A 23,210-nucleotide genomic window follows, 5' to 3' on the forward strand; every position below is an offset into this window, starting at 1 on the left:
CCCCGTTCGTCGCGCGGGTCCGGACGGCGGTCCGGGTGTCATTCGCCCACGGTGACCCGCTCGGCCTCGGCGGCCTTCCGCGTGCCGTCGGACGAGGCGACGACGAATCCGTACGAGGACCGGCGGCGCAGCCCGGTCAGCGTGATCAGCAGTCCGGCCAGCGCGATGACGCTGACGACGACCAGTCCGGGCCGGAAGCTGTCGAGCACCGCCTGCGGGGTGGCGGCCCCGCGCCCGTCGCCTGCCGTGATCGCGGCCGTCACGACGGCCAGGAAGATCGCGCCGCCCACCTGGAACGAGGTGTTGAGGAGTCCGGAGACCATGCCCTGCTCCTCGTCGCGCACGCCGTTGGTGGCCTGGATGTTGAGCGACGGGAAGACCAGCGCGCAGGCGGCGCCGAGCAGCAGCATCGAGGGCAAAATGACGGCGGCGTAGTCCGGGGTCAGGTCGATCCGCAGGAAGAGCACGTAGCCGATGAACAGCAGGGTGAACCCGGTGGCGATCACCCGGGGCGTGCCGAAGCGGTCCACCAGCGGCCCGATGCGCGTCGAGGCGAGGGCGACCAGCGCGCCCGCGGGAAGGAACGCCAGAGCCGTCTGCAGCGCGGACCAGCCGAGCAGGGACTGCATGTACTGGGTGACCATGAACTGGAAGCCCACGTACGAGCCGAAGAACGCGGCACCGCCGAGGTTGGCGCGGATCTGCTGCGGGGAGCGCAGCACGCCCAGCCGGATCAGCGGGTGACTGCTGCGGTGCTCGATGACGCCGAACGCGGTGAGCAGCACGGCGACGGCGGCGAACGACAGCAGCGTGCGGGCCGAACTCCAGCCCGCCTCGGGGGCGGAGACGACCGTGTAGACCAGCAGCAGCATCGAGGCGGTCCCGGTGAGGGCGCCGGGCAGGTCGTAGCCCCGGCCCTCGCCCTTCTCGCGCGGACTCGACGGGATCAGCCGCAGTCCCGCGACCAGCGCCAGGATCGCGACCGGGGCGGGCAGCAGCATGGTCCAGCGCCAGCCCACCTCGGTGAGCAGTCCGGAGAGCACCAGGCCCATGGAGAACCCGGTCGCGCCGCAGGTGGTGTAGATGCTGAGGGCCCGGTTGCGGACGGGACCCTCGGGGAAGGTCGTGGTGATGATCGACAGCCCGGCGGGGGCGGTGAAGGCCGCGCTCAGGCCCTTGATGAACCGGGTGGCGATGAGCAGTTCGCCGGAGTCGACGATGCCGCCCAGCAGGGAGGCGGCGGCGAAGACGCCCAGCGCGATCAGGAAGACCCGGCGCCGGCCGAGCAGGTCGGCGGCGCGGCCTCCGAGGAGCAGCAGGCCGCCGTAGCCGAGGATGTAGCCGCTGACGACCCATTGCAGGGACGAGGTGGTCAGGTCGAGGTCGTGGGCGATCGACGGCAGGGCCACGCCGACCATCGAGACGTCCAGGGCGTCGAGGAAGAGCGCGGCGCACAGCACGAGCAGGGTGCCCCACTGGCGGGCGCTCCAGCGGCCTTCCGTACCGGGGACGGTGGTGTCGGGAGAGGTCATGCGGAGGACAGTACATGCATGTGCATCAAATGCAAATGCATTTAATGTGTGTACATGGATTGGCGGATTTCTGCTATCCTGCGCCCATGACCGGCGTGAAGAGTGAACATGCGCTCGTGGAGCGGTGGCGGGAGGTCCTTGCCCTGCACGCGCGGACCGCGTGCGAGCTCGACCGCGAACTGCACCAGCTGGGCCTCGGGGCGAGCGACTTCGAGGTGCTCGACATCCTCGCGGAGGGCGACGTGGTCGAGGGCTGCACCTTCCGCGTCCAGGAGCTCGCCGACCGCGTGCACCTGAGCCAGAGCGCGCTGTCCCGCCTGGTCGGCCGGCTGGAGAAGGAAGGGCTGGTCAGCCGCGGGAGCTGCAGCGAGGACCGGCGGGGGGTCCGGGTGGGGCTGACGGACGCCGGGCGCGCGCGTCACGAGGAGGCCAGGCCGGTCCAGCGTGCCGTCCTGGAGCGGATCCTCGGCGAGTCCTGACCGCTGGCCGGTCCTGTGCGGCCGGTGCTCGGGGTTCAGCGGGCGGCGGGCTTGCGCCGGACGTAGAGCTGCTTGCGCACCTGCGCCACGACCGTGCCGTCGTCGGCGACCACGTCGTTCTCGAACCACACCAGCGCCTTGTCGCCGTGTGCGGTGAGGTCGCGCATCTCGTCCAGCCGGTCCTCGGTGAGCTTGAAGTCGGCGAACACGTCGCCCCGGCCCGGCGAGAGGAAGTCGATCTCGGCGGCGCGGTCCCACACCGAATAGTCGCGGCCGAGGCGGTCCATCGTGAGCGGCATCCAGAACGGGTCGGCCATCGAGAAGAGCGAACCGCCGAAGTGGGTGCCCACGTAGTTGCGGTTGAACCGGTGCAGACGCAGCCGGACCCGGGCCGAACTCCAGTCGTCGGCGATGTCGAGCACCGGATGCCCGCGAAGAGGTAGGGCGGCCACCAGTTGATCGCGCGGCGAAGGCTTGCGGGGGTGAGGGAGCGTCGTGCCATGGGCGTGACGGTAGCACGTGAAGTTACTCGCTGGTAATGCGCTTTGCGCAGGCGTACGTCAGGTGATGGCCCCCGTGCGCCGCCACAGCGCCAGCAGCGAGGTGTCGCCGGTGACCTGGAGGTTCTCGTACGGAGCCCGGTTCCACAGGGCGAGGTACAGGTCGGCCGCGGTGCCGCTCACCGTGCAGTCCGCGTCGTCCTCGACCGCGTGCTCGACGATGAGGGGATCTGCCGAGACGTGGGCCAGCCAGTCCCCGCGCTCCGCGGGCACGTCGACGGCGCGCACGCGGAGCGTCCCCGGTATCTCGTTGCGTACGCGGCTCTTCGTTCGCGCATGGAAGCCGGTCAGCAGCTCGTCGATGCCGTCGGCCGCGAAGACGGGATCGACGGCCGTGGGCGTGCGGCCCGCCGCGATCTCCGCGTCGACACGGTGCACGGCGGTCTCGTGCGCCTGCCGCCGGGCCCAGAAGCCCAGCGGGGAATCGGCCCGCAGGAAGTGCCAGCACTCCATGTCGGGCGGGGCCGACTCCAGTACGGACACCAGACGCTCGTGCCCGTCCCGGAACCAGGCGAGCAACTCCGCGTCGCCGGCCGGTGTCCCGGCGGTGATCGGATCCGGCCGCATCCGCCCCTCGGCGACGAACCGGGTCGCCCAGCGGTGCACGATCCCCTGATGGAGGACCAGGTCGCGCACCCGCCAGCCCGGGCACGGCGGAACGGCTCCCTCCAGGCCGGCCCGCTCCGCCGCGTCGGCCAGCAACGTGCCATCTGTGCGGAGCGTCTCGATGAACTCGGCGGTCTCCATGGCGTGATTGTGGCACCGGGGTCGGACACCCCCCCCGCGCCGGGGTGGTCAGTGCAGTTGCGGACGCCGCTTCCTGGCCCGAGCGATGATCCCCAGCACCGCGGCGTTCAGCACGGCCGACAGCAGTGCCGCGAGGACCGCCGTCCACCAAGCGCCCCAGCCGTACGCGGCGTTCGCAGCCTCCTGCCCGCCGGCCGCGGCGAACAGCCGCCAGAACATGGGCATCCACGGCAGGGTCAACAGCACGAGCCAGACCCCGGAGAACGTCGCGTCCTCGTGCGAGACGAAGGCCGTGTCGACGAGCAGGAACACCAGGGCCGCGGTCACCAGGCCCAGGTAGACGCGTGAGACGCGCTCTCGGTACACCGACCGGGCCACTGCCCGGAGCCGGTGGGGAATCGACATGTCTCCTCCGGTGGCTGGGTGTGATCCACAGGGCATACCACCACCATGGCCCTCCCCGCCGTCCTCATGGGTGGAGATGACGCGTCAGTTTCCGTCGGATCCCGCGAGGCGCCGTGCCGCGCCGGCGATCATGGCCGCCGTCGCGGCGAGCACGGCGACCGTGGTCAGCGCGACCGGCAGACCGGAGGCGTCGGTGAGGAAGCCGATCGCCGGCGGACCCAGCAGGAAACCGCCGTACCCCAGGGTCGAGGCCGTCGCGACACCGCTCGGGCCGCCCAGGGCGCCGGCCCGGGCGATCGCCACGGGGAAGATGTTGGCCAGGCCGAGGCCGGTCAGCGCGAATCCCGCCAGTACCAGCCACACCGCCGGCGCCAGCGCCGCCACCAGCATGCCGGCGCACGCCGTCAGCCCGCCCAGGACGACGGCCCGGGTCGGCCCGAGCCGCATCAGCAGGGCTGTGCCCGACAGGCGGCCGACCGTCATGGCGAGCGCCACCGCCGCGTAGCCCGCCGCGGCCAGGGCGGGTCCGGTGTGCAGGTCGTCCTGCAGGTGCAGCGGGCCCCACTCGGCCAGGGCACCCTCGCCGTAGGCCGTGCAGAGGGCGATCAGCCCGAACACCGCGACCAGCCATCGGGTGCGTGCGCGGGACCACCCCGCACCGTCCGTGTCGCCCGCGCCGTTCCCCGCCGCGTCGGCCTCGTCGGCCGGACCGTCCGCGGGCCGTACCAAGGGGTGTGCCAGGAGCGCCCGCCCGAGGAACGCCGTCGCCGCCGAGCCGAACGCCGCGACCCCGAGGAGGTGCTGCGAGGGCGTCAGGTGCGCCGCCAGCGGCCCGCCCACGCCGGCGCCGACCAACCCGCCGAGGCTGTACGCCGCGTGGAAACCCGGCATGATGGGGCGCCGCAACGAGGCCACCAGGTCGACCGCGAGACTGTTCATCGCCACGTTCATGCCGCCGAAGCCCACGCCGAGGAGCAGCAGCACCAGGCCCAGTGCCAGAGGGGAGTGGGTCATCGGAGGCAGCGCCACGCTCAGTGACAGGACGACGGCCGTGGCGATCGTCACCGGAGCAGCGCCGAAGCGCCGGCACAGCCACCCGCTCGGGATCATCGTGCCGAGGGCGCCCGCCGACACGCCGAGCAGCGCGAGGCCGAGCGCCCCGGCGGACGCGCCCACCTGCTCCTTGACCGCCGGGATGCGCACCACCCACCCGGCGAAGACGAAGCCGTCGAGGGCGAAGAAGGCCGTCAGCGCGATGCGGAGCCGCCGGAGCGGCACCGGGGAGGTTGTGTGATCTTGTCCTGCGAGTACGCTCCGTATTTTGTTTAGGCTCGGCACAAAGTGAGAATAGGACTGTGACCCAGACTCGGACAAGGTTGGAGAGAGGCCGGGCTGCGCTCGGCCCCGCGCTGTCGCTCGTGCACACGGGACGTGCGCCCACCCGCGCCGTGCTCACCGCCGAACTCGGCGTGACGCGCGCGACCGCGGGTGCCGTCGCCTCCGAACTCGAGGCGTTGCGGCTGATCCAGGTCGACACACGGCCGGGCGGTCCGGTGGGGGCCCAGGGGCGTCCCTCGCATCGGCTGGCGATCAACCCCGAGGGCCCGGTCGTGCTGGCCGCGCAGATCCACACCGACGGATTCCGGGCGGCGCTCGTCGGACTGGGCGGTCACATCGTCGCCACGGCGCCGGTCAGCATGGCTGTGCCCGCCGACCCCGCGCATGTGCTCGCCGACGTGGTCGCGGCCGGTGCGCGGCTGTTGAGCGAGCACGAGCGGGTCTGCGTCGGGGCCGGTCTCGCCGTGCCGTCCGCGGTCGCCGAGCCCGAGGGCACGGCGCTCAACCCGTTGCACCTGGAGTGGCCGGCGGGCGCGCCCGTGTTGGACATCTTCAGGGAGCAGGTCGCCCGCGCCGGGATCATCTCGCTCGCGGGCACAGCGCCGTTGTGCTTCGTCGGCAACGACGTCAATGTCGCAGCGCTCGCCGAGCACCGCCATGGTGCGGGCAGCGGCGCCGAGCACCTCCTGGTCGTCGCCACCGGCCACCGCGGCGTCGGCGGCGCCCTGGTGCTGCACGGCAAGCTGCACACCGGAAGCTCCGGGCTCGCCCTGGAGGTCGGGCACCTCACCGTCAACCCCGAGGGACGTGCCTGCCATTGCGGCAGCCGCGGCTGCCTCGACGTCGAGGTCGACCCGCTGGCCTTCCTGGAGGAGGCCGGGCGGGCGCCCGGGCCGGAGGTCTCGCTGCTGGAGCAGTCGGTCACCCTGCTCCGTGAGGAGTACGACGACCCGGCCGTCCGCCGTGCCGCACACAGCCTGATCGACCGCCTGGGCCTCGGCCTTGCCGGTCTGGTCAACGTCCTCAACCCCGACCGGATCCTGCTCGGCGGCCTCCACCGCTCACTGCTCGACGCCGACCCGGAACGGCTGCGGGCCGTCATCGCCGACCGCAGCCTGTGGGGACGCAGCGGCAGCGTTCCGGTACTGGCGTGCGCCCTGGACCACAACAGCCTGGTCGGCGCGGCGGAACTGGCCTGGCAGCCCGTCCTCGACGACCCGCTGACGGCGCTCGGCGTCTGAGCCGGGGGCGGCGGTCAGAAGAGCGGCTCGGGGGGTTCGTCGGCCCTGCTCAGCGGCCGCATCGGCGGGGCGGGCCGGCCCTGGGCCGCGGCCGTGAGAGGCCAGCCCGACACCAAGTGGGCGTCCAGGAGCACCACATCGCCGGATGCCCCGGGCGCCCGGACGTAGAGGTCGGCGCCCGCCACCGCCTCCACCGTGCCGCCGAGGGCGGTGCCGGGCTGGAGGCCGGTGACCGCGGCCGTGGCCCGCGGCGCATCGGGTTCCAGCCCGAACACGGCCGCGTGGTCGACGACTTCGAAGGGGCAGGGAACCAGCGTGTCACGCCAGTCGGGCACGGCGAACGCCGCGTCGCGCACCGCCCGCAGCTCCGCGTGCCGTACGTCCGGCGGCGACAGCACATCACGGGCCGCGCGCTTGGTGGCCGCGGCCACCCGGTCGGGCACACCCAGGGCCGTGCCGAGGACCGACTCCGCGCGGCGGGCCGCCATCAGCGGTCCGCTGCCGAGGAACGAGAAGCAAACGGCGGCCTGTTCGAGCAGCCGGGCTGAGCCGCGCTCGGCGGCGGTGATGCCCACCTTGCACAACCCGGGTCCGAACCAGGCCAGATACAGCGCGTAGGGCCGGGGGTCGTCCAGCCGGGTGTCGGCCGCCACCGACCGCGAGCGGTCCAGCGCCGCGCACTCCTCGCACTGGTCGCGCCGGGCCTGCGACGGCAGCGTCCGCGCCCGCGGGCACGGCGTCCACCGTCCGGCCCGCCACACCCCCAGGCACGCGCGTTCCGCGCCCGGTTCCACCGCGAGGGCCAGCGGGTCGCCCAAGCGCACCGGACTGCTCCGGTCGCCGTGACCCGGGTGCCACCACGCCCAGGCCGGGCCCCCGGACCGCCATCGCAGACCTGTGCACCGCCACATGATCCGCATGCTAGGCGCAGCCACTGACAGCCCGCGTACTCCCCGCGGGGTACCCGCAGTGCCGCTGGCCGTACGACGACCCGGAGCGCTCCGCGGACCAGGCTCGGTGATGACACACGATCCCGCCGTCACCAAGGAGATGAGTCCGCATGGACACCACCGCACTGATCCCGCTCGCCGACCACTGGGACGGCGGCGGTCCCGGCCCCTGGGTCCTGCTCTTCCCGCTGGTCTGGGCGGCCGTCATCGCGGGTGTCATCCTGCTGCGCCGTAGCCTCTGGCGCACGTCCGGCCGTGGGCCGTGGCACCCCAGGGCCGCGCTCACCGAGCACTCTCCCCTCACGGTCCTGGGCCGCCGCTTCGCCGCCGGGGAGATCGATGAGGACGAGTACTGGCGCCGTCTGTCCGTCCTGGACGAACAGTTCGGCCGGAACGCCAAGGGCAGCGACCGATGACCGCCGCCCGCGTCGTCGACGCGGTCAGGACGTACGGGACGGGCGACGCCCGTGTCCGCGCCCTCGACGGGGTCACCGTCGACTTCCCCGCGGGCCGCTTCACGGCGATCATGGGGCCGTCCGGTTCCGGCAAGTCCACCCTCATGCACTGCGCGGCGGGTCTCGACACCCTCAGCTCCGGCAGCGCCTTCATCGGCGACACGGAACTCGGCACCCTGGGCGAACGGCAGTTGACACTGCTGCGCCGCGAACGGATCGGGTTCGTCTTCCAGGCGTTCAACCTCGTGCCGACGCTCGACGTCGCGGAGAACATCACGCTCCCGCTGGACCTGGCCGGTGCCCGACCCGACGGCGAGTGGGTGGACGCGCTGATCGACGTCGTGGGACTGCGCGACCGCCTGCGGCACCGGCCCGCCGAGCTCTCCGGCGGTCAGCAGCAGCGGGTGGCCGTCGCCAGGGCACTCGCCGGCCGCCCCGACGTCGTCTTCGCCGACGAGCCGACCGGGAACCTCGACTCGCGCTCCGGGGAGGGGGTGCTGCGGCTGCTGGGCCGGGCCGTCCACGAAATGGGCCGCACGGTCGTCATGGTCACCCACGACGCGGTCGCCGCAGGCCACGCCGACGAGGTGGTCTTCCTCGCGGACGGGCGCCTGGTGGACCGGATGCCCGACCCCACCGCGCAGAAGGTCCTGGACCGGATGAAGGCCTTCGACGGCACCGGGGACGCGGCTTCCGGCCTTCCGCTGGCCCAAGGAGCGGCGTCATGAGCGGCACCGCACGTGCCTCGCTGCGTCTGAGCCTGTCGTCCCTGCGGGCCCACAAGAGGCGCTTCGCGGGCACCTTTGCGGCGGTCTTCCTCGGCGTCGCCTTCCTCGCGGGCACCATGGTCATGGGCGACACCCTGAAGGCGAGCTTCAGCACTCTGTTCGCCGATGCCAACACCGGCACTGCGGTGGTCGTGCGCAGCGCGGACGTCGTGACCGTTCCGGGCGAGGGGCTGGGCACACGGGAACCGGTCGACATCGCACTGGCCGACCGGCTGCGCGGCGTCCCGGGCGTGGCCGCCGCTGCTCCCGACATCGAGGGCGCGGGTCAGCTGATCGGCCGCGACGGGGACCCGATCGGAGGACAGGGTCCGCCCACTCTCGCGGGGAACTGGATCGACGACCCGGGACTCAGTCCGTACGCCCTGGTCGAGGGCCGCGCCCCCAGGACGGCCGGAGAAGCCGTGGTCAACCGGGGAGCCGCCAAGGCGGGCGGTCTGCGCGTCGGTGACACCACTGTGCTGCGCACACCGGATCCCCTGCGGGTGAAGATCGTCGGCCTGGCGACGTTCGGCGGTGAGGACGGCATGGGGCAGACCACCTTCACCGGCCTCACTCGGAGCGACGCCGAGCGGTATCTGATGCCCGCGCCGGGCAAGGCGTCCGCCATCAAGGTGCGCGCGGGGCCGGGGGTCGGTCAGCGGCAGCTCGCCGACCGGGTGACGCGCACGCTGCCCGCCGGCGTGGAGGCGATCACGGGACAGCAGGCGACCGACGAGAACCTCGACCAGGTCTCCGGCCGCTTCCTGTCGCTGTTCACCACGCTGCTCACGGTGTTCGCCGGCATCGCGCTGCTGGTGGCGACCTTCAGCATCCACAACACCTTCGCGATCGTCGTGGCCCAGCGCACCCGGGATAACGCGCTCCTGCGGGCGCTGGGAGCCTCCCGCCGCCAGGTGGTCGGCGCGACGCTCACGGAGGCCGTCGCCGTCGCCTGTGCCTCGTCCCTGGCCGGGCTGCTCGGCGGGATCGGCATCGCCGCCGGGTTGCAGGCGCTGTTCCCCGCGGTGGGCTTCCCGTTTCCCGACGGCGGGCTGGTCGTCCATGCCGCCGCGCTGGCCGTGCCGTTCGCCGTGGGACTGGTCGTCTGCACCGGCTCGGCGCTGGTCCCGGCGGTCCGCGCCGGCCGCACCGCCCCGCTGGCCGCGCTGCGGGAGACCGCGGTGGACCACTCGGGCGCGTCGCGGGGCCGGGCCCTGCTGGGCGTGTTCCTCGGCGCCGCGGGTGCGGCACTGACGGTGGTGGGGGCGACCGGCGCACCGAATGTGTGGCTCGCGGCGGCGGGGGCCGCCTCGGTCCTGGTCGCGTTCGTGGTGCTGGGCCCGGTCGCCTCCTCCTACGCCGTACGGGTCCTGGGAGTCCCGGTGGCCCGGCTGCGGGGTGTGACCGGCGCCCTGGCGCGACGCAACGCGCTGCGCAGCCCGAAGCGCACGGCGGCCACCGCGACCGCTCTCATGATCGGCGTCGCCGTGGTGTCGCTGTTCACCGTGTTCGGCGCATCGCTCAAGGCGACCATGGACCGGACCGTTTCCCGTACCTTCGCGGGCGATGTCGCGGTGACGGCGTCTGGCTTCGGCGCGGGGGCGAACGGGCTGAGCCCGGGACTCGCCCCGGCGGTGGCCGCGCTCCCCGAAGTCGCGACCGCGGTCGGACTCGGAAAGGGAGTCGCCGAAGTCGACGGCGGTGGGCGCCGGCTGACCGTCACCGACCCCGGAGCGCTCCTGCGCGTCCTCGACCTCGGCGCCGTGGACGGCTCGCTCGGCACCCTGGGACGCGACGGCATCGCCGTCTCCCGCCACGAGGCCGACCGGCGCGGCTGGGCTCCGGGCAGCACCACGGTGCTCGCCTTCGCCGACGGCGACCGGCAGGCGTTCACGGTGCGCGCGGTCTACCAGGAGGCGGGGCTCACCGGTGACTACGTCATCTCGCGCGCCGCCTGGGCGCCGCACAAGGTGCAGGACTCCGACGACCTCGTCGCGGTCGCCTTCAAGAGCGGCGTCACCACGGAGCAGGGCAGAGCGGCGGTCACGAGGGTGGCCGACCGCTACGGCAACCCGCGGGTGCAGACCCGCGACGAGTACGCGGACTCCGCCGCCTCGGGGGTGGACATCATGCTCACCCTGGTCTACGCCCTGCTGGCGCTGGCCGTGCTGATCGCGCTGCTCGGCATCGCCAACACGCTCACCCTCGCCGTGCACGAACGCACCCGTGAACTCGGGTTGTTGCGTGCGGTCGGCCAGACCCGGGCCCAACTGCGCGCCATGGTGCGCTGGGAGAGCGTGCTCGTCGCCGCCTTCGGCACCGCGGGCGGAATGGCCCTCGGCGCCTTCCTCGGCTGGGCCCTGGTTCGGGCCTCCGACAGCGCCGGCACCGGGGCGTACGCGGTGCCCCCGGTGCAGCTCGCCGTCGTCCTGCTGGTAGGGCTGGTCGCCGGCGTACTGGCCGGCTGGCGTCCGGCCCGTCGGGCCGCCCGCCTGGACGTGCTGCGGGCCATCGCCGCGGAGTGACTCCGCGGGCGACAGCCTCGTGGTCCACGGCCGCCGTGCCCCGCCCGGGGTGCGGCGGCCGCGCGGGTCAGACGAGCAGCGGCACGGCGTCCGCGGCCTCGCGCTCGACCTCGGGGGTCCAGCGCTCCGACGGTTCCGGCAGGGCCGTCTCCGCACGCGGCGAGACCTTGCGCGCAGCCACGGCCGAGGGCTCGGCGACCTGCCGTGCCGGGACCGTGGTCTCCGCGCGCAGTGTGAACCACACGACCTTGCCGCCGTCGGGCAGCGACTCGGTCCCCCAACTGTCACTCATCGAGACGACCATCGCCAGGCCGCGGCCACAGGTGGCCAGCGGCTCGAAGTCGCGGACCCGCGGCAGGCGCGGATCGTTGTCCGAGACGGCGATGGTGAGCCACCCCGACGCGAAGCTCAGCTCGACGGAGCAGCGCTTGTCCGGCCGGGCGTGCCGGTGGACGTTCGCGAGCAGTTCGGTGATACCCACCAGGGTGGGGTCTATCAGGGGATGCAACCGCCAGTACCGCAGCTGAGCGGCCACGATACGGCGGACCTGCTGGATCCGGGACGGCAGTGCCTCCAGCTCCAGAGCGCACTGCCTGTGGTTTCCTTCGGTGCTGATCACGGCTGCGACTCCCTCCGCGGGAGAGCGCGGCCCCTTTGACCGGGGCCGTGCCCCGCCCCGCATGGAATGGGAACACCTTTGCGGGATTGCTGTGAGTGACTGCTGCAGTGACTCCGTGATGCCCCTACAGGGTCACCCCGATGGATGCGGTCCGCAACTCCGTGTACGCGGAGAGTCCCATTCCGTTCCTGGCGGGGTCCGGTCAGCGCCGACTGGTGACCCTCTGCCTCGCCGTGTGCAGCGCCTCCATGAAACGGCTCGCCGAAGTGGCGCCCTGCTGGCGCAGAGTGAGCAGATACCCCGTTCCGTTGAGCCTGGCCAGGGTCCGGCGCTTCACGGCGAAGCGGGTGGTCAGGGCCCGCACGTCCTCCACCGGAGCGCTGTCGATCTCCCGGCCGCGGCTGGTGAGCAGTACCAGCCGGCCGTCGCGGATCAGAACCTGCCCGCCGCGGGTCAGCGAGCGCAGCCGCCGTCCGATGCGCACTCCCGTCGCGGTGAACTCCGCCTCTGCCACGGTGATCCCCCTCCTCGGTCCGATCGCAGTCTGCCCGGCCGGGGCTGCCGTGCACCAGGGGCTGCCTATGATCGGCACACGGGGACCGAGGGAAGGCGAGCGGGTGAGCACCATCGAGACGGGCGACGAGGGCGCGGGTACGGCGACGGGGGCGGACGTGCCGTCGGCGTCCACGCTCGATGTGGACCGCACCGATCCCGCGTACCGGGCGTGGCTGAAAGACGCCGTGCGCAAGGTGCAGGCCGACGCCAACCGCTCCGCCGACACGCACCTGCTGCGTTTCCCGCTGCCCGAGGCATGGGGCATCGACCTGTACCTCAAGGACGAGTCGACCCATCCGACCGGCAGCCTCAAGCACCGGCTGGCCCGCTCCCTGTTCCTCTACGGCCTGTGCAACGGCTGGATCCGGCCGGGCAAGCCGGTCATCGAGGCGTCCAGCGGCTCGACCGCGGTGTCCGAGGCGTACTTCGCGGCGCTGATCGGAGTGCCCTTCATCGCGGTCATCCCCCGCACCACGAGTTGGGAGAAGCAGCGGCTCATCGAGTTCCACGGCGGGCAGTGCCACCTCGTCGACGATCCGCGGACCGTCTACGAGGTCTCCGCCCGACTGGCGCAGGAGACCGGCGGCCACTACATGGACCAGTTCACCTACGCCGAACGCGCCACGGACTGGCGAGGCAACAACAACATCGCGGAGTCGATCTACCAGCAACTGCGGCTGGAACGGAACCCCTGCCCGGCGTGGATCGTGGCCACGGCCGGCACCGGCGGTACCTCCGCGACCATCGCGCGCTACGTGCACTACATGCAGTTGGACACCCTGGTGTGCGTCGCGGACCCCGAGAACTCGGTCTTCTTCGACGGCTGGGTGAGCGGTGACGACGCGGTCGCCTGTGAACGCGGTTCGCGCATCGAGGGCATCGGCCGCCCCAGGGTGGAGCCCAGCTTCGTGCCCGGCGCCATCGACCGGATGATGAAGGTGCCCGACGCCGCGTCGATCGCGGCGGTCCGCACCCTGGAGGCGGCCATCGGGCGCAAGGCGGGGGGCTCCACCGGCACCGGGCTCTGGAGCGCCTTCAAGATCATTTCTGAGATGGTCGCCGCCGGGCGCACCGGAAGCGTGGTCACCCTCATCTGCGATCCGGGTGACCGCTATCTGGACAAGTATTATTCCGACGCGTGGTTGGCCGAACAGGGGCTCGACATCGCGCCGTACTCCGCGACCATGGAGACGTTCCTCGCCACGGGGGCCTGGCAGGGCTGAGGCTTACGTCCGTTCGGTTCTGTGACGTCGTGGTCACCTGAGCGCCGCCGGAGTTCCGCATTCCCTTCCCGCCGCGCTCCTAGTTTCCGAGTATGACGATCTCTCAGGCGGCACCTCCGGCGGTCGTCCCACCGGCCTCCGTCGTGGCAGGGGCGGCGTCCGCGCCGGCCGCCCGGAACGGACGCCGGCGCATGCCGCCGCCGGTGCGGCTCCTGGTGCAGACCGGCGTGACGCTGGCCGCCCTCGTCGCGCTGTGCGCGGCCACGGTGGTCGGCGCCCTCGCCGTGCGGTCCGACGCCCGGGAGTTGCGCGACTCCTCGGCGCACCGCGCGGCCGCCGCAGCCGAACTGCGCTTCTCGCTGGCCGACCTGGACGCGCAGCGGGCCAATCAACTGGTGCCCGGCTACGACCCCACCGACAGGAACGCGCTGGTCGGCAACCGGCTGATGGCCCTCATCACCGCCCACGAGCGCCGTGCCGAGATCAGCGACCTGCTGCGGCAGCTGGGTGGCGACGACGGGCACGCCGACCAGGTGCGCGAACTGCTGGACGCGCTGGGACGTTACGACGACGCCAGCGGTCGTGCCGCGTACCTTGACGAGAAGGAGCCCGATCGCGCGGCGGGCCGCCCGCCGAGGGTCGCCCTGAACTTCTCGGCGGAAGCCGGCGAAATCATGCACAGCCAGCTGCTTCCCGAAGCCTCCACCCTGGCGAAGGACTACGACGCGCGGGCCGCCGCCGCCGCCCGGGCGGCCAAGGACACGGCCCGGCGCTTCGCGCTCATCGTCGGCGGACTGGGCCTGGTCACCGTGCTCGTCCTGCTGTGGTGGCAGCGCGACCTGGCCCGCCGCCACCGCCGCCTGTTCAACCCGGCGCTCGTGGTCGCGACCGTCGCCGCCCTGGCCGTCACCGTCGCCGGGGTGGTGTCCTTCACCTCCTCCGCCGGCGATGTGGAGGCGGGAGTGTCCGAAGGCCTGCGGCCGTGGTCCCGGCTGGGACAGGCACGGGCCGTCGCGGCCGAGTCCGCCGCCGCGCAGAGCCGCTGGGTGGTCAACGACGCCGATCCGGAGCGCCGTGCCGAACTGGACTCCCTCATGCAGCGCCTGGACGGTCTGCTGGCACCGGGCACCTACGCCTCCGCCGGGGAACGGCCCGCCTATGCCGACGTCGCCGCGCGCTACGGCCACTTCCGGGCCGACGACCAGAAGCTGCGCGCGCACATGACCCGGGGGGAACTCGACAGTGCCGTCGACATCCTGACCAACGTCGGCGGGGGAAAGGTCGGATTCGACTTCTGGGACTTCGCCACCACCCTGGAGCGGCTCACGCGGGCGCAGCAGGCCGACTTCGCCTCCCGTACCTCCGAGGCCCGCTCGCAGCTGGACGGCTGGCCGGCGATCCCCTTGGGGGCACTGGGACTTGCCGCGGTGCTCGTCCTGGTGGGTGTCCGTCCGAGACTCGCGGAGTACAGGTAAATCCGCGGCGAACATTGCCGTCGGCGCTTGTGGGGAGCGTGTGCTCATCGGTACAAAGTGTTGACCATTCAGCATTCGATCACATGAAAGGGCGCCGGTGTCCGCCACGCCTCCTCACCCCGACGACGTTCCCTCCGTGCCCGACGACGTCTGGGACCGGTTCGTCGAAGACTCGGAGGCCGCCATCAGGGCTTCCGCGCCCAAGGAGCCGTCGGCCCGCGCCCGGATGGTCACCGAGCGCCTGCGGCAGCAGGACGCCCTGGCCGCGCGTGAGGCCAAGCGCCGGGGCCGCGCGACGAAGGCCGCTGTGCGGCAACCGCAGCCGGAGGCATGGCGTGCCGGGCCCGACCCCTTCGCCGAGGAGGTGCGCCGTCCCAGGCGGCGCAGGGGGCTCGGCATCATCGGCGTCCTGGTCACGGTGGCCGTCGTGCTCGTCGCCCTCAACCCGGGGGCCGCGCTGTCCTGGTTCCGGTGACCGGGCGGACTCCTCCGGTCAGGGGCTGCCGGCGTCGGAGTCCGAGCGCCCCGCAGCCCCGCTGGCGGAAGAGTCCTTTCCCGGCAGACCGGGGGTCGGCTTCCCGTTCCCGGGGTCTCGCGCCGAGCGCCACGTGGAGGGCCGCGCGGGAATCGTGTCGGGCACGGGCCCGGGCCGGGGTGCCGGAGTCCTCACCGATCTGAGGCGGCGCCGAAGGGCCACCTCGGCCGGTAGCGGCCGCCGTCGACGTTCGCTCGGCGATCCCTCAGCCGTCCGCGGCGTGGGTTTCCGCGGCCGCACGGTCGGGACCCTCCGGGTCGCCCGCGACGATCAGGTGGGAAAGATGCTCGGAGATCTCGGCGCGCAGCACCTCGGGGATGCCTGCGTCGGTGACCAGGGTGTCCACGTCCTCCAGAGTCGCGAACGAGCTCAGGCCCACCGTGCCCCACTTGGTGTGGTCGGCGATCACGACCACCCGGCGCGCGGAGCGCACGAAGCGGCGGTTGGTCTCCGCCTCGGCGAGGTTGGGCGTCGACAGGCCTGCCTCGACGGAGATGCCGTGCACCCCGAGGAAGAGCAGGTCGAAGTGGAGCGAGCCGATCGCCTGGTCGGCGACGGGGCCGACCAGTGAGTCGGAGGGCGTGCGCACACCTCCGGTGAGCACGACGGTCGCGGCGCCCTCGCGACCCGCGCCGCCCGCCGTACCGGCGCCGCGGGCGGCGGAGTGGAAGACATCGGCGACGCGCACCGAGTTGGTGACGACGGTGAGGTCGGGCACGTCGAGCAGATGGTGCGCCAGTGCGTACGTGGTCGTACCGCCCGAGAGCGCGATGGCGCTGCCTGGCACGACCAGCCGGGCCGCCGCCCGCGCGATGGCCTCCTTGGCCCCGAGCTCCAGCCCGGCCTTGGCCTCGAATCCCGGCTCGTGGCTGCTGGCGGGCGCGACGGGGACGGCGCCGCCGTGCACCTTCTCCACCACGCCCTGACGGGCGAGGGCGTCGAGATCGCGGCGGACGGTCATGTCGGAGACGTTGAGTTTCCGGGTCAGTTCGTTGACCCGGACCCCGCCGCGGCGCCGGACCTCGTCCAGGATCAGCGCGCGCCGCTGTTCCGCGAGCAGGTTCTGGTTGTCGCTCACCCGAGGTCCCGTCCCATCCTCCGACGTCCCGCGCCGTCCTGTACCTGTCCTGTCCAGGCACCGGCGGACTCGCCATCCTTCCACGCCGGCCCGCCGATGCGTGGGGGCGAGTCGCTCGGCGTGATGGGTCACACACACAACGCGCGTAACCCGATCGGGTGGGATCGGGACATACCCCTGTCCAATTCACGTACGCGTGCCCGATTCTGAGTACGCGCGTTGCCGTACACGCATGACGGGGAAAGTACGGAAAAGTACGTGAAAGTACGGGGAGGCGATCGCCATGCGGTCGGATGCGGTACAAGCCGAGCTCTCGCTCGAACTGCTGGTGCACGGCGTCGGGGGCACGACCCCGCAGACCATGCTCAACGACCCACGGATCACGCGGGTCTGCGGCGACGACACCGCCGGGATATACCGCCGCGCCGACGACGCCGACGCCGAGGGCCGCCCCGGCGACTACGCGGGCGCCCCTGTGCCCGACGCCTATTCATGGTGCAATCTGACCTCGGGGGACGGCAGTCGCGCCCTGTGGCTGCTGCTGCTCCCGTTCATGGTCGCCAATCTCGCCCACTGGATGCGTCCACCGGTCGGCCGCGGCCGGCTGGACCGGGCCTACGACGTGCTGGTGCGGCTGCTCGCGCTCTCGCTCACCGTGCTGCTGGTGGCCGCGGCGTGCGAGGTCGCGATGGATCTGGTGGCCTGGCAGTGCGCGGGCAACGCGGCGTGCGTGGGCGGGAAGAGCTGGCTGACGTTCCTCGCCGGCGGAGAGCCGGGGCGTCGCGTCGCCGCGGGCGCCGCGCTGCCGGTCGGTCTCACTCTCCTGCTCTGGTGGCTCTCCCGGCACACCTGGTACGCGTACGAGTCCCAGCGCCCGCTGCCGGTCCCGCCGACGGCCCAGGCCCCACCGGCGACCGGGGACGCCACCCCGCTGTCGCGGCGCGGCTTCTGGTACGGGCGGCGGCTGGTGGCGCGGCTGCGGGCCGCGCACACCGCGGCCGGGCTGCTCACGGTGGCGGTCGCGCTCGTCGTGCCCGCACTGCAGCACGACACGGCGCCGCGGGGCGGCGCGGTTCTCGCGGTCCTGGGATGGCTGCTCACCGGGGGTCTGGCCGGGCTGACCGTGGCTGTGGTCGCTGTGACCTGCGGGATGGGCCGCAGCGAGCACGCGCCGGACGAGGCGCTGGACCCCCGGCTGGCCCGGGCGATGATGGGTGGCACGGCCGCCGCGCTCCTGACCGCCGCCCTGTACGCGTGCTGGCACCGTCCGGGCTGGGTCTCCGTCGGCAGGCTCCCCGTCGGGGACGCCTTCGCCTGGATCGCGTTGCTCCAGGTGTTACTGCTGGCCGTCCTCGGCGCGGTCGCCCACCGGATGTACCGGGTCGGAGGCGGGCCGGGGGAACTGAGCGGACTGGCGGGCCCCGTTGTGGCACTGCTGGCCTGCGCCCTCGGCGGTGTGCTCAGCGGAGGCGTCGCCCAGCGCGTGGCGGACTGGCTGGACCGGGGCGGGATGCCGGGCGCCGCGGGCAGCACGGTGGCCGGACCACCGGTGCTGCTCTCCTGGCAGGCGGCGGTCATTCCGGTGCTGCTGCTCGTACTCACCGTGGTCGTCGTGCTGCGGCTGCGGCGGCTGTGGCGCCGTGCGCGGGAGTTGATGCCCTCGGTCGAGGCGGACTATCCGGGTGAGGAGCACGAGCCGGCCCGCACCCGGCAGATCGCCATGGCCCGCGCACGGGCCGAACTCACCGATCAGGCATCGGTGTTCATCGGTGTCACCGGAGTGGTGTCCTTCCTGCTCGGCGCGGGCGCGCTCGCCGGGGCATGGCTGAGCGACGCGGTGCCGGGCGAGGCGAGCGACGGAGCGCCCGCGGTGGTGCGCACGGCCGCGCAGACCGCCCAGGCCCTGGGTTCCTGGCTGGTGGGTGCGGGCGTGGTGGCACTGATCGCACTGGGCCGCAGGGCCTATCGCGACGCGGGGGCCCGGCGGACGATCGGGATCCTGTGGGACGTCGGCACTTTCTGGCCGCGCGCGGCACACCCCTTCTCCCCGCCGTGCTACGCCGAACGCGCCGTCCCCGACCTCACCTGGCGCATGACGACCTGGACCGCGGCGCATCGCGGCCCGATCATCCTCTCCGGGCACTCGCAGGGCAGCGTGCTGGCCGCGGCCGCGGTGTGGCAGCTCGATCCGGCGACCAGGGGCCGCATAGCCCTGCTGACCTACGGCTCGCCGCTGTCCCGGCTGTACGGGCGCTGGTTCCCCGCGTACTTCGGGCCCGGGGCGCTGACCGCCCTCCACCGGGACCTCCAGGCATGGCGGAACCTGTGGCGCAGTACCGACCCGATCGGGGGCCCGGTCCATCTGGACGAATCCGGGCCGCCGGTCGACCGCGGGCCGTTGCCGGACCCGGCGGCGTACGGGCGGACCGAGCAACATCCGCTGCCGGCACCGCTGCTGACGCACTTCGACTACCAGGCCGACCCCGCCTTCGCGGCGGAGCGCGGCGCACTGCTCGCGTGGGTCTCGGAGCACCGGAAGGAGGTCGTGCCCGCACAGGCTCAGGGCAGCGGCGGCAAATCCTCCGGGTAGAGAAGCTGCAGTTCCTCATGGCTCGGCTCGCTCACCTGGGCGAGGCGGCCCGCGTGGCGCTCCACCATGGCCTCGAAGGTCTGCCGCGCGGTACGTCCGTTGCCGAACGCCGGGCCCTTGGGGATGGCGGTGAAGTACTTGTAGAGCGCCTCGGCGGCATCGTCGGCGAGCTGGTACTCGTGCTCCTCCGCCTGCGCCTGCACAATGCGCAGGAGCTCGACCGGGGTGTAGTCGTCAAAGGTGATGGTGCGGGAGAAGCGGGAGGCGACACCCGGGTTGGCGGACAGGAAGTGCTCCATCTCGGCCGTATAGCCGGCCACGATCACCACCACCGCTTCCCGGTGGTCCTCCATCAGCTTGACCAGGGTGTCGATCGCCTCGCGCCCGAAGTCGCGCCCGGAGTCCTCGGGGGCCAGCGCGTAGGCCTCGTCGATGAACAGCACACCGCCGCGCGCCCGGTCGAAGGCCTCCTGCGTGCGGATCGCGGTGGAGCCGATGTGCTCGCCGACCAGGTCGACGCGGGCGACCTCGACCAGGTGGCCGCGTTCCAGGACGCCGAGCGCGGCCAGGATCTCCCCGTAGAGACGGGCGACGGTGGTCTTGCCGGTGCCGGGGGAGCCGGTGAAGACCAGGTGCCGGCGCGGCGAGGGCGCCTTGAGCCCGGCCTTCTGACGTCGACGGCCCACGGCGATCAGGTCGATGAGCGAGCGCACCTCGCGCTTGACGCTGTCCAGGCCGACCAGGGCGTCGAGTTCGCCCAGCACCTCCTCGGAGGGCCGGCTGTCGGGAGCCGGCGCCGCGGGCGCCGAGGACGCGGGCGTGGTGAAGGTGGGCTTCACCGGCACACCGCCGAGCAGCCCGAAGGACTGTGTCGCGGGCTGCCGTTCGGGCGCGGGCGAGGCGGAGGAGGGGGTTTCGCCGGTGGTCCCGATCTCGCCGCTCTGGTCGCCCGTGCAGTCCTCGGTGACCGGGCCCGGCTCGGCGAACTCGTAACCGCCGCGTGCGCAACGTTCGGTGCGGCAGCGGGTGAGGGTGGAGCGGCACCCGTCGATGATGTGGAAGCCGTAGCCGCGGCTGCCCGTGACCCGGCACCCGGTGAAGGTGCCGCGGCCGCCCGCGGAGACGTAGAAGCCGGCTTCCGCGGGGTTGGTGACGACGCAGCGGTCGATGGAGGGGTCGGCGCCCTTGGTCACGATGACGCCCGTGGCGGTGTCGTCCACGGTGCAGCCGGAGAGGGTCCCGCCGCTGCCGTGGTCGCGGAACCAGGCGCCGGTGGAGGCCTCGCGGATCCGGCAGTCGTCGAGCTGCACGGTGGCGCCGTCGCTGACCGAGACGGCGGTGTTGCGCACCTGGGTGATGTCGCTGTCGACGACGTCGGCGCGCGAACCCCGGTCCAGGACGAACAGGGCGTCGGGCACGTCGTGGACGCGGCAGGACTCGAGGACGGCCGCGGCGCCGTCGCTCACCCAGACCGCGGGGTAGTCGCCCTGACTGTCGTGGATCTCGCACTGGTTGGCGTCGGCGCGGGTGCCCGGGTCCCAGACGGACAGGCCGTTGCGGCCGAATCGGCGCACCGCGGTGCGGGTGAGGGTGAGCACCGAGCGCGAGCGCAGATCGATCGCGTTCTCGGGGATGTCGTGGATGTCGCAGTCGGAGAGGGTCAGCACGGCGTCGGTGTCCAGCGTGATGCCGTCGCCCGTGGTGCGGTGCACCTGGCAGTCGGTCAGGTGCCCGGCCGCGCGGGACGCGACCTGCACGCCCGTGCCCTTGACCTCGTAGATCTCGCAGCCGATCGCCTCCGCGGTGGTCCCCTCCCCGGTGAGGGCCAGCCCGGCGCCGGAAGTGTTGCGGATCCTGCAGCGCTCCAGCCGGGGGGACGCCCCACCGCGCACGGAGACGCCGCTCTGGCCGGCCGCGACGACCTCGCAGTCCTCGAAGAGCCCGCCCGAGGCATCCAGGACGCTGATGCCGAGCCCGGCGGGATTGTCCACCGTGCAGCGGCGCACCGTGGGGCGGGCGCCGCCGCGCACCTCTATGCCCACCGCGGAACGGGTGCTGACGCGCAGTCCGGACAGTTCGGGAGCGGCGGAGCCCTCGATCAGCAGGGCGGCCGCGGAGATGTCCTGGCCCTCGACCGACAGGTCCTGGACGGTCGCCGACGCGCACACGGTGAGCGCGACACCCGAGGGCGGGGCGATGCGCACCGATCCGGCGCCCTCGGCTCCGCGCAGCGTTATGGCCTTCTCCACGACGAGGTTTTCCCGGTAGGTGCCGGGGTTGATCGACAGCACGTCGCCGTCGGCGGCCGCTTCCAGGGCGGCGGCCAGGCTTTCGTACTCTCCCGTGCGGCGGCGCCACCGTGAGCTGCTGGTATGCGTCACCTGAACCACGCCTTGTGCCATGGAGATGCTGTGCCCCGTCCTCTTGCGCTGCGCCGACCTGGGGGCCTCCACGGTAGCGTGCGCCGGGTGCCCGTCAGCACCGAGATGGAGATGGATCACCTGGCGGATGCGTCAGCCGCCGGCGCCGGCCCGGCCCCAGCTCTGTCCGGCGGCGGCCCACTCCCGCTCCCACTCCGCGAGGCGCCGTCGCATCAGGTGCCACATGAGTGACTGGCGTGCCATGAGCCCCAGCACGCACGCGGCGAGGAAGGTGCCGATCCCGGCGAGCGTCGCATGGGTGTCCGCGGTCCCGGGGTCCAGAGGGGCGGGAGCCGGTGCCCGCCCGGCCCGGTCGGTCCAAAGGCTGATGCGGTCGCCCTTGCCCCGGTCGGCCGAGATCAGCACGTTCGCGGTGTGGGACCGGCCGTCGTCGGCGGTCCAGCGGACGACGGCGAGGCGGCGCTCCTCGCGCACCTGGCCGGTCTCCGGGTCGCTGTCGGACACTTCGCGGGGACCGGCCCTGAGGACCACGGCGGGACGCTGGGTCCGCTGCGCGTGCTCGGCGCGGACGGTCTCCCGCAACGTGCTGCCGACGGTGGCGCCCGCGGCCCAGCCCGCGGCGGGCGCGCCCAAGGCGATCACGCAGGCGGTGGTGAGCCCCGCCCAGGCCTCGAAGACATCCGACCGGCGGCGCAGCGGATTGCGCCGCCACCGCCATGCCAGCACGCTCCTGGCCATCGCACCGCACTCCTTCACCGTCCAAGTACCGCACATGGCACGGGACTTGCACGGCACCGGATGGGTCGGAGAGAGCCATATCACCCTCAGTCCGTCCGCAGCCGGTCCGCACGCATCCCCGGACAGCGCCGCAACCACGTGACGCGCATCACTCCATGATGAACAACGCGTCGCCGACCCGCAGTGTTCCGGTCCCGAGGGGCACGACATTCTGTCCGAACACCAGGCCCGCGCCGATCCTGCGGTGCCGGGCGAGCGACCGCAGGGGTTCCTTGCCGCGCTCCGCGGTCCGCTGGTCGGTCGTGGTGACCACACAGCGCCCGCACGGTTTCGCGACGCGGAATTCGACTTCCCCGATACGGATACGCCGCCATGTGTCCTCGGCCCATGCCTCCGTACCCGTAAGGACGGCGTTGGGGCGGAACCGGTTCATCGGGACCGGCCCCTCCTCCGCGTGATCGCCTTCGGCGATCAGCGCATTGAGGGCGTCCAGCGACGCCTGCGTGGTCAGCAGCAGCGGAAACCCGTCCGCGAAACTCACCGTCTCCCCGGGGCGGCCGAAGTTTGGGTCGACCGGTCGTCTGCGGGCCGGGTCGTCGAGGTGGACAAGGGCGACCTCCCTGCCCAGGTAGGCGCCGAACCAGGCGCCGGCCTCGACCCCCGCGGTCACGGCCTCCACCTTGTCGCGCCAGATCGTCACCGGAGCGGTCACCCCCGGGGTGGGCACGTCCACGACCAGCGGGTCCTGCCCCGGGGCATGCAGCAGCAACCCGCCGTGCGGCAGCGACTCCGCGCGTGCCAGAGCCAGCCGGGGCTGCTCCCGCTGCGTGACGAACTTCCCCGCAGCGTCCACGAGCATCCACCGGCGGTCCCCGGCGAGCCCCCACGGCTCCACCGTCGCCCGGGACAGCGGCACGCCCCCGGCCGACTTGACCGGGTAGACGTGCAGCGCGCTCAGGCGTGGTGGCGGCGTCGGCGTCGTCATGCCGCCATCGTGCCAGTCGGTGCGGTCACCCG

At 72.9% G+C, this 23,210-nt stretch carries 21 protein-coding genes; 9 read left to right on the forward strand and 12 right to left on the reverse strand.

Going from position 1 to position 23,210, the window contains the following annotated elements; all coding sequences use genetic code 11:
- Positions 1 to 38: 38 nt before the first annotated feature.
- A complete protein-coding gene (locus PV364_RS32650) occupies positions 39 to 1,532 on the reverse strand; it encodes an MFS transporter (protein WP_319664163.1) in 1,494 nt (497 codons plus the stop codon).
- Positions 1,533 to 1,618: 86 nt separating this feature from the next.
- On the opposite strand from PV364_RS32650, the gene PV364_RS32655 reads away from it, so the two are divergent.
- Entirely contained in the window at positions 1,619 to 2,011 is a 393-nt protein-coding gene (locus PV364_RS32655) for a MarR family transcriptional regulator (RefSeq protein ID WP_319664164.1), read from the forward strand.
- Between the two features lie 35 nt (positions 2,012 to 2,046).
- Here the strand turns inward: PV364_RS32655 and PV364_RS32660 are convergent, their stop codons facing one another.
- From PV364_RS32660 to PV364_RS32675, 4 genes are all read right to left on the reverse strand, one after another.
- Entirely contained in the window at positions 2,047 to 2,463 is a 417-nt protein-coding gene (locus PV364_RS32660) for a DUF4442 domain-containing protein (RefSeq protein WP_319664165.1), read from the reverse strand.
- A gap of 108 nt (positions 2,464 to 2,571) precedes the next feature.
- Positions 2,572 to 3,318, reverse strand: a complete 747-nt coding sequence (locus PV364_RS32665; RefSeq protein ID WP_319664166.1) for a maleylpyruvate isomerase family mycothiol-dependent enzyme — start codon at positions 3,316 to 3,318, stop codon at positions 2,572 to 2,574.
- Positions 3,319 to 3,366: 48 nt separating this feature from the next.
- Positions 3,367 to 3,723, reverse strand: coding sequence for an SCO4225 family membrane protein (locus PV364_RS32670; RefSeq protein WP_319664167.1), 357 nt, complete (start codon positions 3,721 to 3,723; stop codon positions 3,367 to 3,369).
- 84 nt (positions 3,724 to 3,807) lie between these two features.
- On the reverse strand, positions 3,808 to 5,061 hold the full coding sequence (locus PV364_RS32675; RefSeq protein WP_319664169.1) for an MFS transporter: 1,254 nt from the start codon (positions 5,059 to 5,061) through the stop codon (positions 3,808 to 3,810).
- 17 nt (positions 5,062 to 5,078) lie between these two features.
- Here PV364_RS32675 and PV364_RS32680 point away from each other — a divergent pair, with 17 nt between their 5' ends.
- Entirely contained in the window at positions 5,079 to 6,302 is a 1,224-nt protein-coding gene (locus PV364_RS32680; RefSeq protein WP_319664170.1) for an ROK family protein, read from the forward strand.
- A 14-nt stretch (positions 6,303 to 6,316) separates the two neighbouring features.
- Here the strand turns inward: PV364_RS32680 and PV364_RS32685 are convergent, their stop codons facing one another.
- On the reverse strand, positions 6,317 to 7,126 hold the full coding sequence (locus tag PV364_RS32685; protein ID WP_319664171.1) for a DUF2797 domain-containing protein: 810 nt from the start codon (positions 7,124 to 7,126) through the stop codon (positions 6,317 to 6,319).
- Between the two features lie 236 nt (positions 7,127 to 7,362).
- Between PV364_RS32685 and PV364_RS32690 the strand changes: the two genes are divergently transcribed.
- From PV364_RS32690 to PV364_RS32700, 3 genes are read left to right on the forward strand one after another with little or no spacing between them, the layout of a single operon-like run.
- Entirely contained in the window at positions 7,363 to 7,668 is a 306-nt protein-coding gene (locus tag PV364_RS32690; protein ID WP_319664172.1) for an SHOCT domain-containing protein, read from the forward strand.
- Complete coding sequence (locus PV364_RS32695; RefSeq protein WP_319664174.1) at positions 7,665 to 8,435, forward strand: ABC transporter ATP-binding protein; 771 nt, start codon at positions 7,665 to 7,667, stop codon at positions 8,433 to 8,435. The genes PV364_RS32690 and PV364_RS32695 overlap by 4 nt, the downstream gene beginning before the upstream one ends.
- A complete protein-coding gene (locus tag PV364_RS32700) occupies positions 8,432 to 10,999 on the forward strand; it encodes an ABC transporter permease (RefSeq protein ID WP_319664175.1) in 2,568 nt (855 codons plus the stop codon). The genes PV364_RS32695 and PV364_RS32700 overlap by 4 nt, the downstream gene beginning before the upstream one ends.
- 67 nt (positions 11,000 to 11,066) lie before the next feature.
- Here the strand turns inward: PV364_RS32700 and PV364_RS32705 are convergent, their stop codons facing one another.
- Both PV364_RS32705 and PV364_RS32710 read right to left on the reverse strand, forming a co-directional pair.
- Positions 11,067 to 11,618 carry an ATP-binding protein gene (locus PV364_RS32705; RefSeq protein WP_319664176.1) on the reverse strand — a complete coding sequence of 184 codons (552 nt, stop codon included), beginning with the start codon at positions 11,616 to 11,618 and terminating at the stop codon, positions 11,067 to 11,069.
- 202 nt (positions 11,619 to 11,820) lie between these two features.
- Positions 11,821 to 12,132: a hypothetical protein gene (locus PV364_RS32710; RefSeq protein ID WP_319664177.1), complete on the reverse strand. Its 312-nt coding sequence runs from the start codon at positions 12,130 to 12,132 to the stop codon at positions 11,821 to 11,823.
- A gap of 112 nt (positions 12,133 to 12,244) precedes the next feature.
- On the opposite strand from PV364_RS32710, the gene PV364_RS32715 reads away from it, so the two are divergent.
- The 3 genes from PV364_RS32715 to PV364_RS32725 all read left to right on the forward strand — a co-directional run bounded on the left by PV364_RS32715 (position 12,245) and on the right by PV364_RS32725 (position 15,346).
- Positions 12,245 to 13,396, forward strand: a complete 1,152-nt coding sequence (locus tag PV364_RS32715) for a PLP-dependent cysteine synthase family protein (RefSeq protein WP_319664263.1) — start codon at positions 12,245 to 12,247, stop codon at positions 13,394 to 13,396.
- A gap of 92 nt (positions 13,397 to 13,488) precedes the next feature.
- On the forward strand, positions 13,489 to 14,871 hold the full coding sequence (locus tag PV364_RS32720; protein ID WP_319664178.1) for a hypothetical protein: 1,383 nt from the start codon (positions 13,489 to 13,491) through the stop codon (positions 14,869 to 14,871).
- A 136-nt stretch (positions 14,872 to 15,007) separates the two neighbouring features.
- Positions 15,008 to 15,346, forward strand: coding sequence for a hypothetical protein (locus PV364_RS32725; RefSeq protein ID WP_319664179.1), 339 nt, complete (start codon positions 15,008 to 15,010; stop codon positions 15,344 to 15,346).
- A 265-nt stretch (positions 15,347 to 15,611) separates the two neighbouring features.
- Here PV364_RS32725 and PV364_RS32730 read toward each other — a convergent pair whose 3' ends face one another.
- On the reverse strand, positions 15,612 to 16,484 hold the full coding sequence (locus PV364_RS32730) for a DeoR/GlpR family DNA-binding transcription regulator (RefSeq protein ID WP_319664180.1): 873 nt from the start codon (positions 16,482 to 16,484) through the stop codon (positions 15,612 to 15,614).
- 283 nt (positions 16,485 to 16,767) lie between these two features.
- Here PV364_RS32730 and PV364_RS32735 point away from each other — a divergent pair, with 283 nt between their 5' ends.
- Positions 16,768 to 19,074, forward strand: coding sequence for a hypothetical protein (locus tag PV364_RS32735; protein ID WP_319664181.1), 2,307 nt, complete (start codon positions 16,768 to 16,770; stop codon positions 19,072 to 19,074).
- On the opposite strand, the gene PV364_RS32740 is transcribed toward PV364_RS32735, so the two are convergent.
- From PV364_RS32740 to PV364_RS32750, 3 genes are all read right to left on the reverse strand, one after another.
- Positions 19,044 to 21,476: a right-handed parallel beta-helix repeat-containing protein gene (locus PV364_RS32740; RefSeq protein WP_319664182.1), complete on the reverse strand. Its 2,433-nt coding sequence runs from the start codon at positions 21,474 to 21,476 to the stop codon at positions 19,044 to 19,046. The genes PV364_RS32735 and PV364_RS32740 overlap by 31 nt on opposite strands.
- 111 nt (positions 21,477 to 21,587) lie before the next feature.
- A complete protein-coding gene (locus PV364_RS32745) occupies positions 21,588 to 22,193 on the reverse strand; it encodes a hypothetical protein (RefSeq protein ID WP_319664183.1) in 606 nt (201 codons plus the stop codon).
- Between the two features lie 148 nt (positions 22,194 to 22,341).
- A complete protein-coding gene (locus PV364_RS32750; protein ID WP_319664184.1) occupies positions 22,342 to 23,178 on the reverse strand; it encodes an MOSC domain-containing protein in 837 nt (278 codons plus the stop codon).
- Positions 23,179 to 23,210: the final 32 nt, after the last annotated feature.

Source organism: Streptomyces sp. MI02-7b, from assembly GCF_033793585.1.
Taxonomy (GTDB): domain Bacteria; phylum Actinomycetota; class Actinomycetes; order Streptomycetales; family Streptomycetaceae; genus Actinacidiphila.

Bases quoted from the DNA above. Each gene is read 5' to 3' on its own strand.
- PV364_RS32750 (WP_319664184.1), bottom strand. From the start codon at position 23,178: ATGACGACGCCGACGCCGCCACCACGCCTGAGCGCGCTGCACGTCTAC.
- PV364_RS32720 (WP_319664178.1), top strand. From the start codon at position 13,489: ATGACGATCTCTCAGGCGGCACCTCCGGCGGTCGTCCCACCGGCCTCC.
- PV364_RS32740 (WP_319664182.1), bottom strand. From the start codon at position 21,476: ATGGCACAAGGCGTGGTTCAGGTGACGCATACCAGCAGCTCACGGTGG.
- PV364_RS32670 (WP_319664167.1), bottom strand. From the start codon at position 3,723: ATGTCGATTCCCCACCGGCTCCGGGCAGTGGCCCGGTCGGTGTACCGA.
- PV364_RS32695 (WP_319664174.1), top strand. From the start codon at position 7,665: ATGACCGCCGCCCGCGTCGTCGACGCGGTCAGGACGTACGGGACGGGC.
- PV364_RS32665 (WP_319664166.1), bottom strand. From the start codon at position 3,318: ATGGAGACCGCCGAGTTCATCGAGACGCTCCGCACAGATGGCACGTTG.
- PV364_RS32745 (WP_319664183.1), bottom strand. From the start codon at position 22,193: ATGGCCAGGAGCGTGCTGGCATGGCGGTGGCGGCGCAATCCGCTGCGC.
- PV364_RS32650 (WP_319664163.1), bottom strand. From the start codon at position 1,532: ATGACCTCTCCCGACACCACCGTCCCCGGTACGGAAGGCCGCTGGAGC.
- PV364_RS32655 (WP_319664164.1), top strand. From the start codon at position 1,619: ATGACCGGCGTGAAGAGTGAACATGCGCTCGTGGAGCGGTGGCGGGAG.
- PV364_RS32735 (WP_319664181.1), top strand. From the start codon at position 16,768: ATGCGGTCGGATGCGGTACAAGCCGAGCTCTCGCTCGAACTGCTGGTG.
- PV364_RS32690 (WP_319664172.1), top strand. From the start codon at position 7,363: ATGGACACCACCGCACTGATCCCGCTCGCCGACCACTGGGACGGCGGC.
- PV364_RS32700 (WP_319664175.1), top strand. From the start codon at position 8,432: ATGAGCGGCACCGCACGTGCCTCGCTGCGTCTGAGCCTGTCGTCCCTG.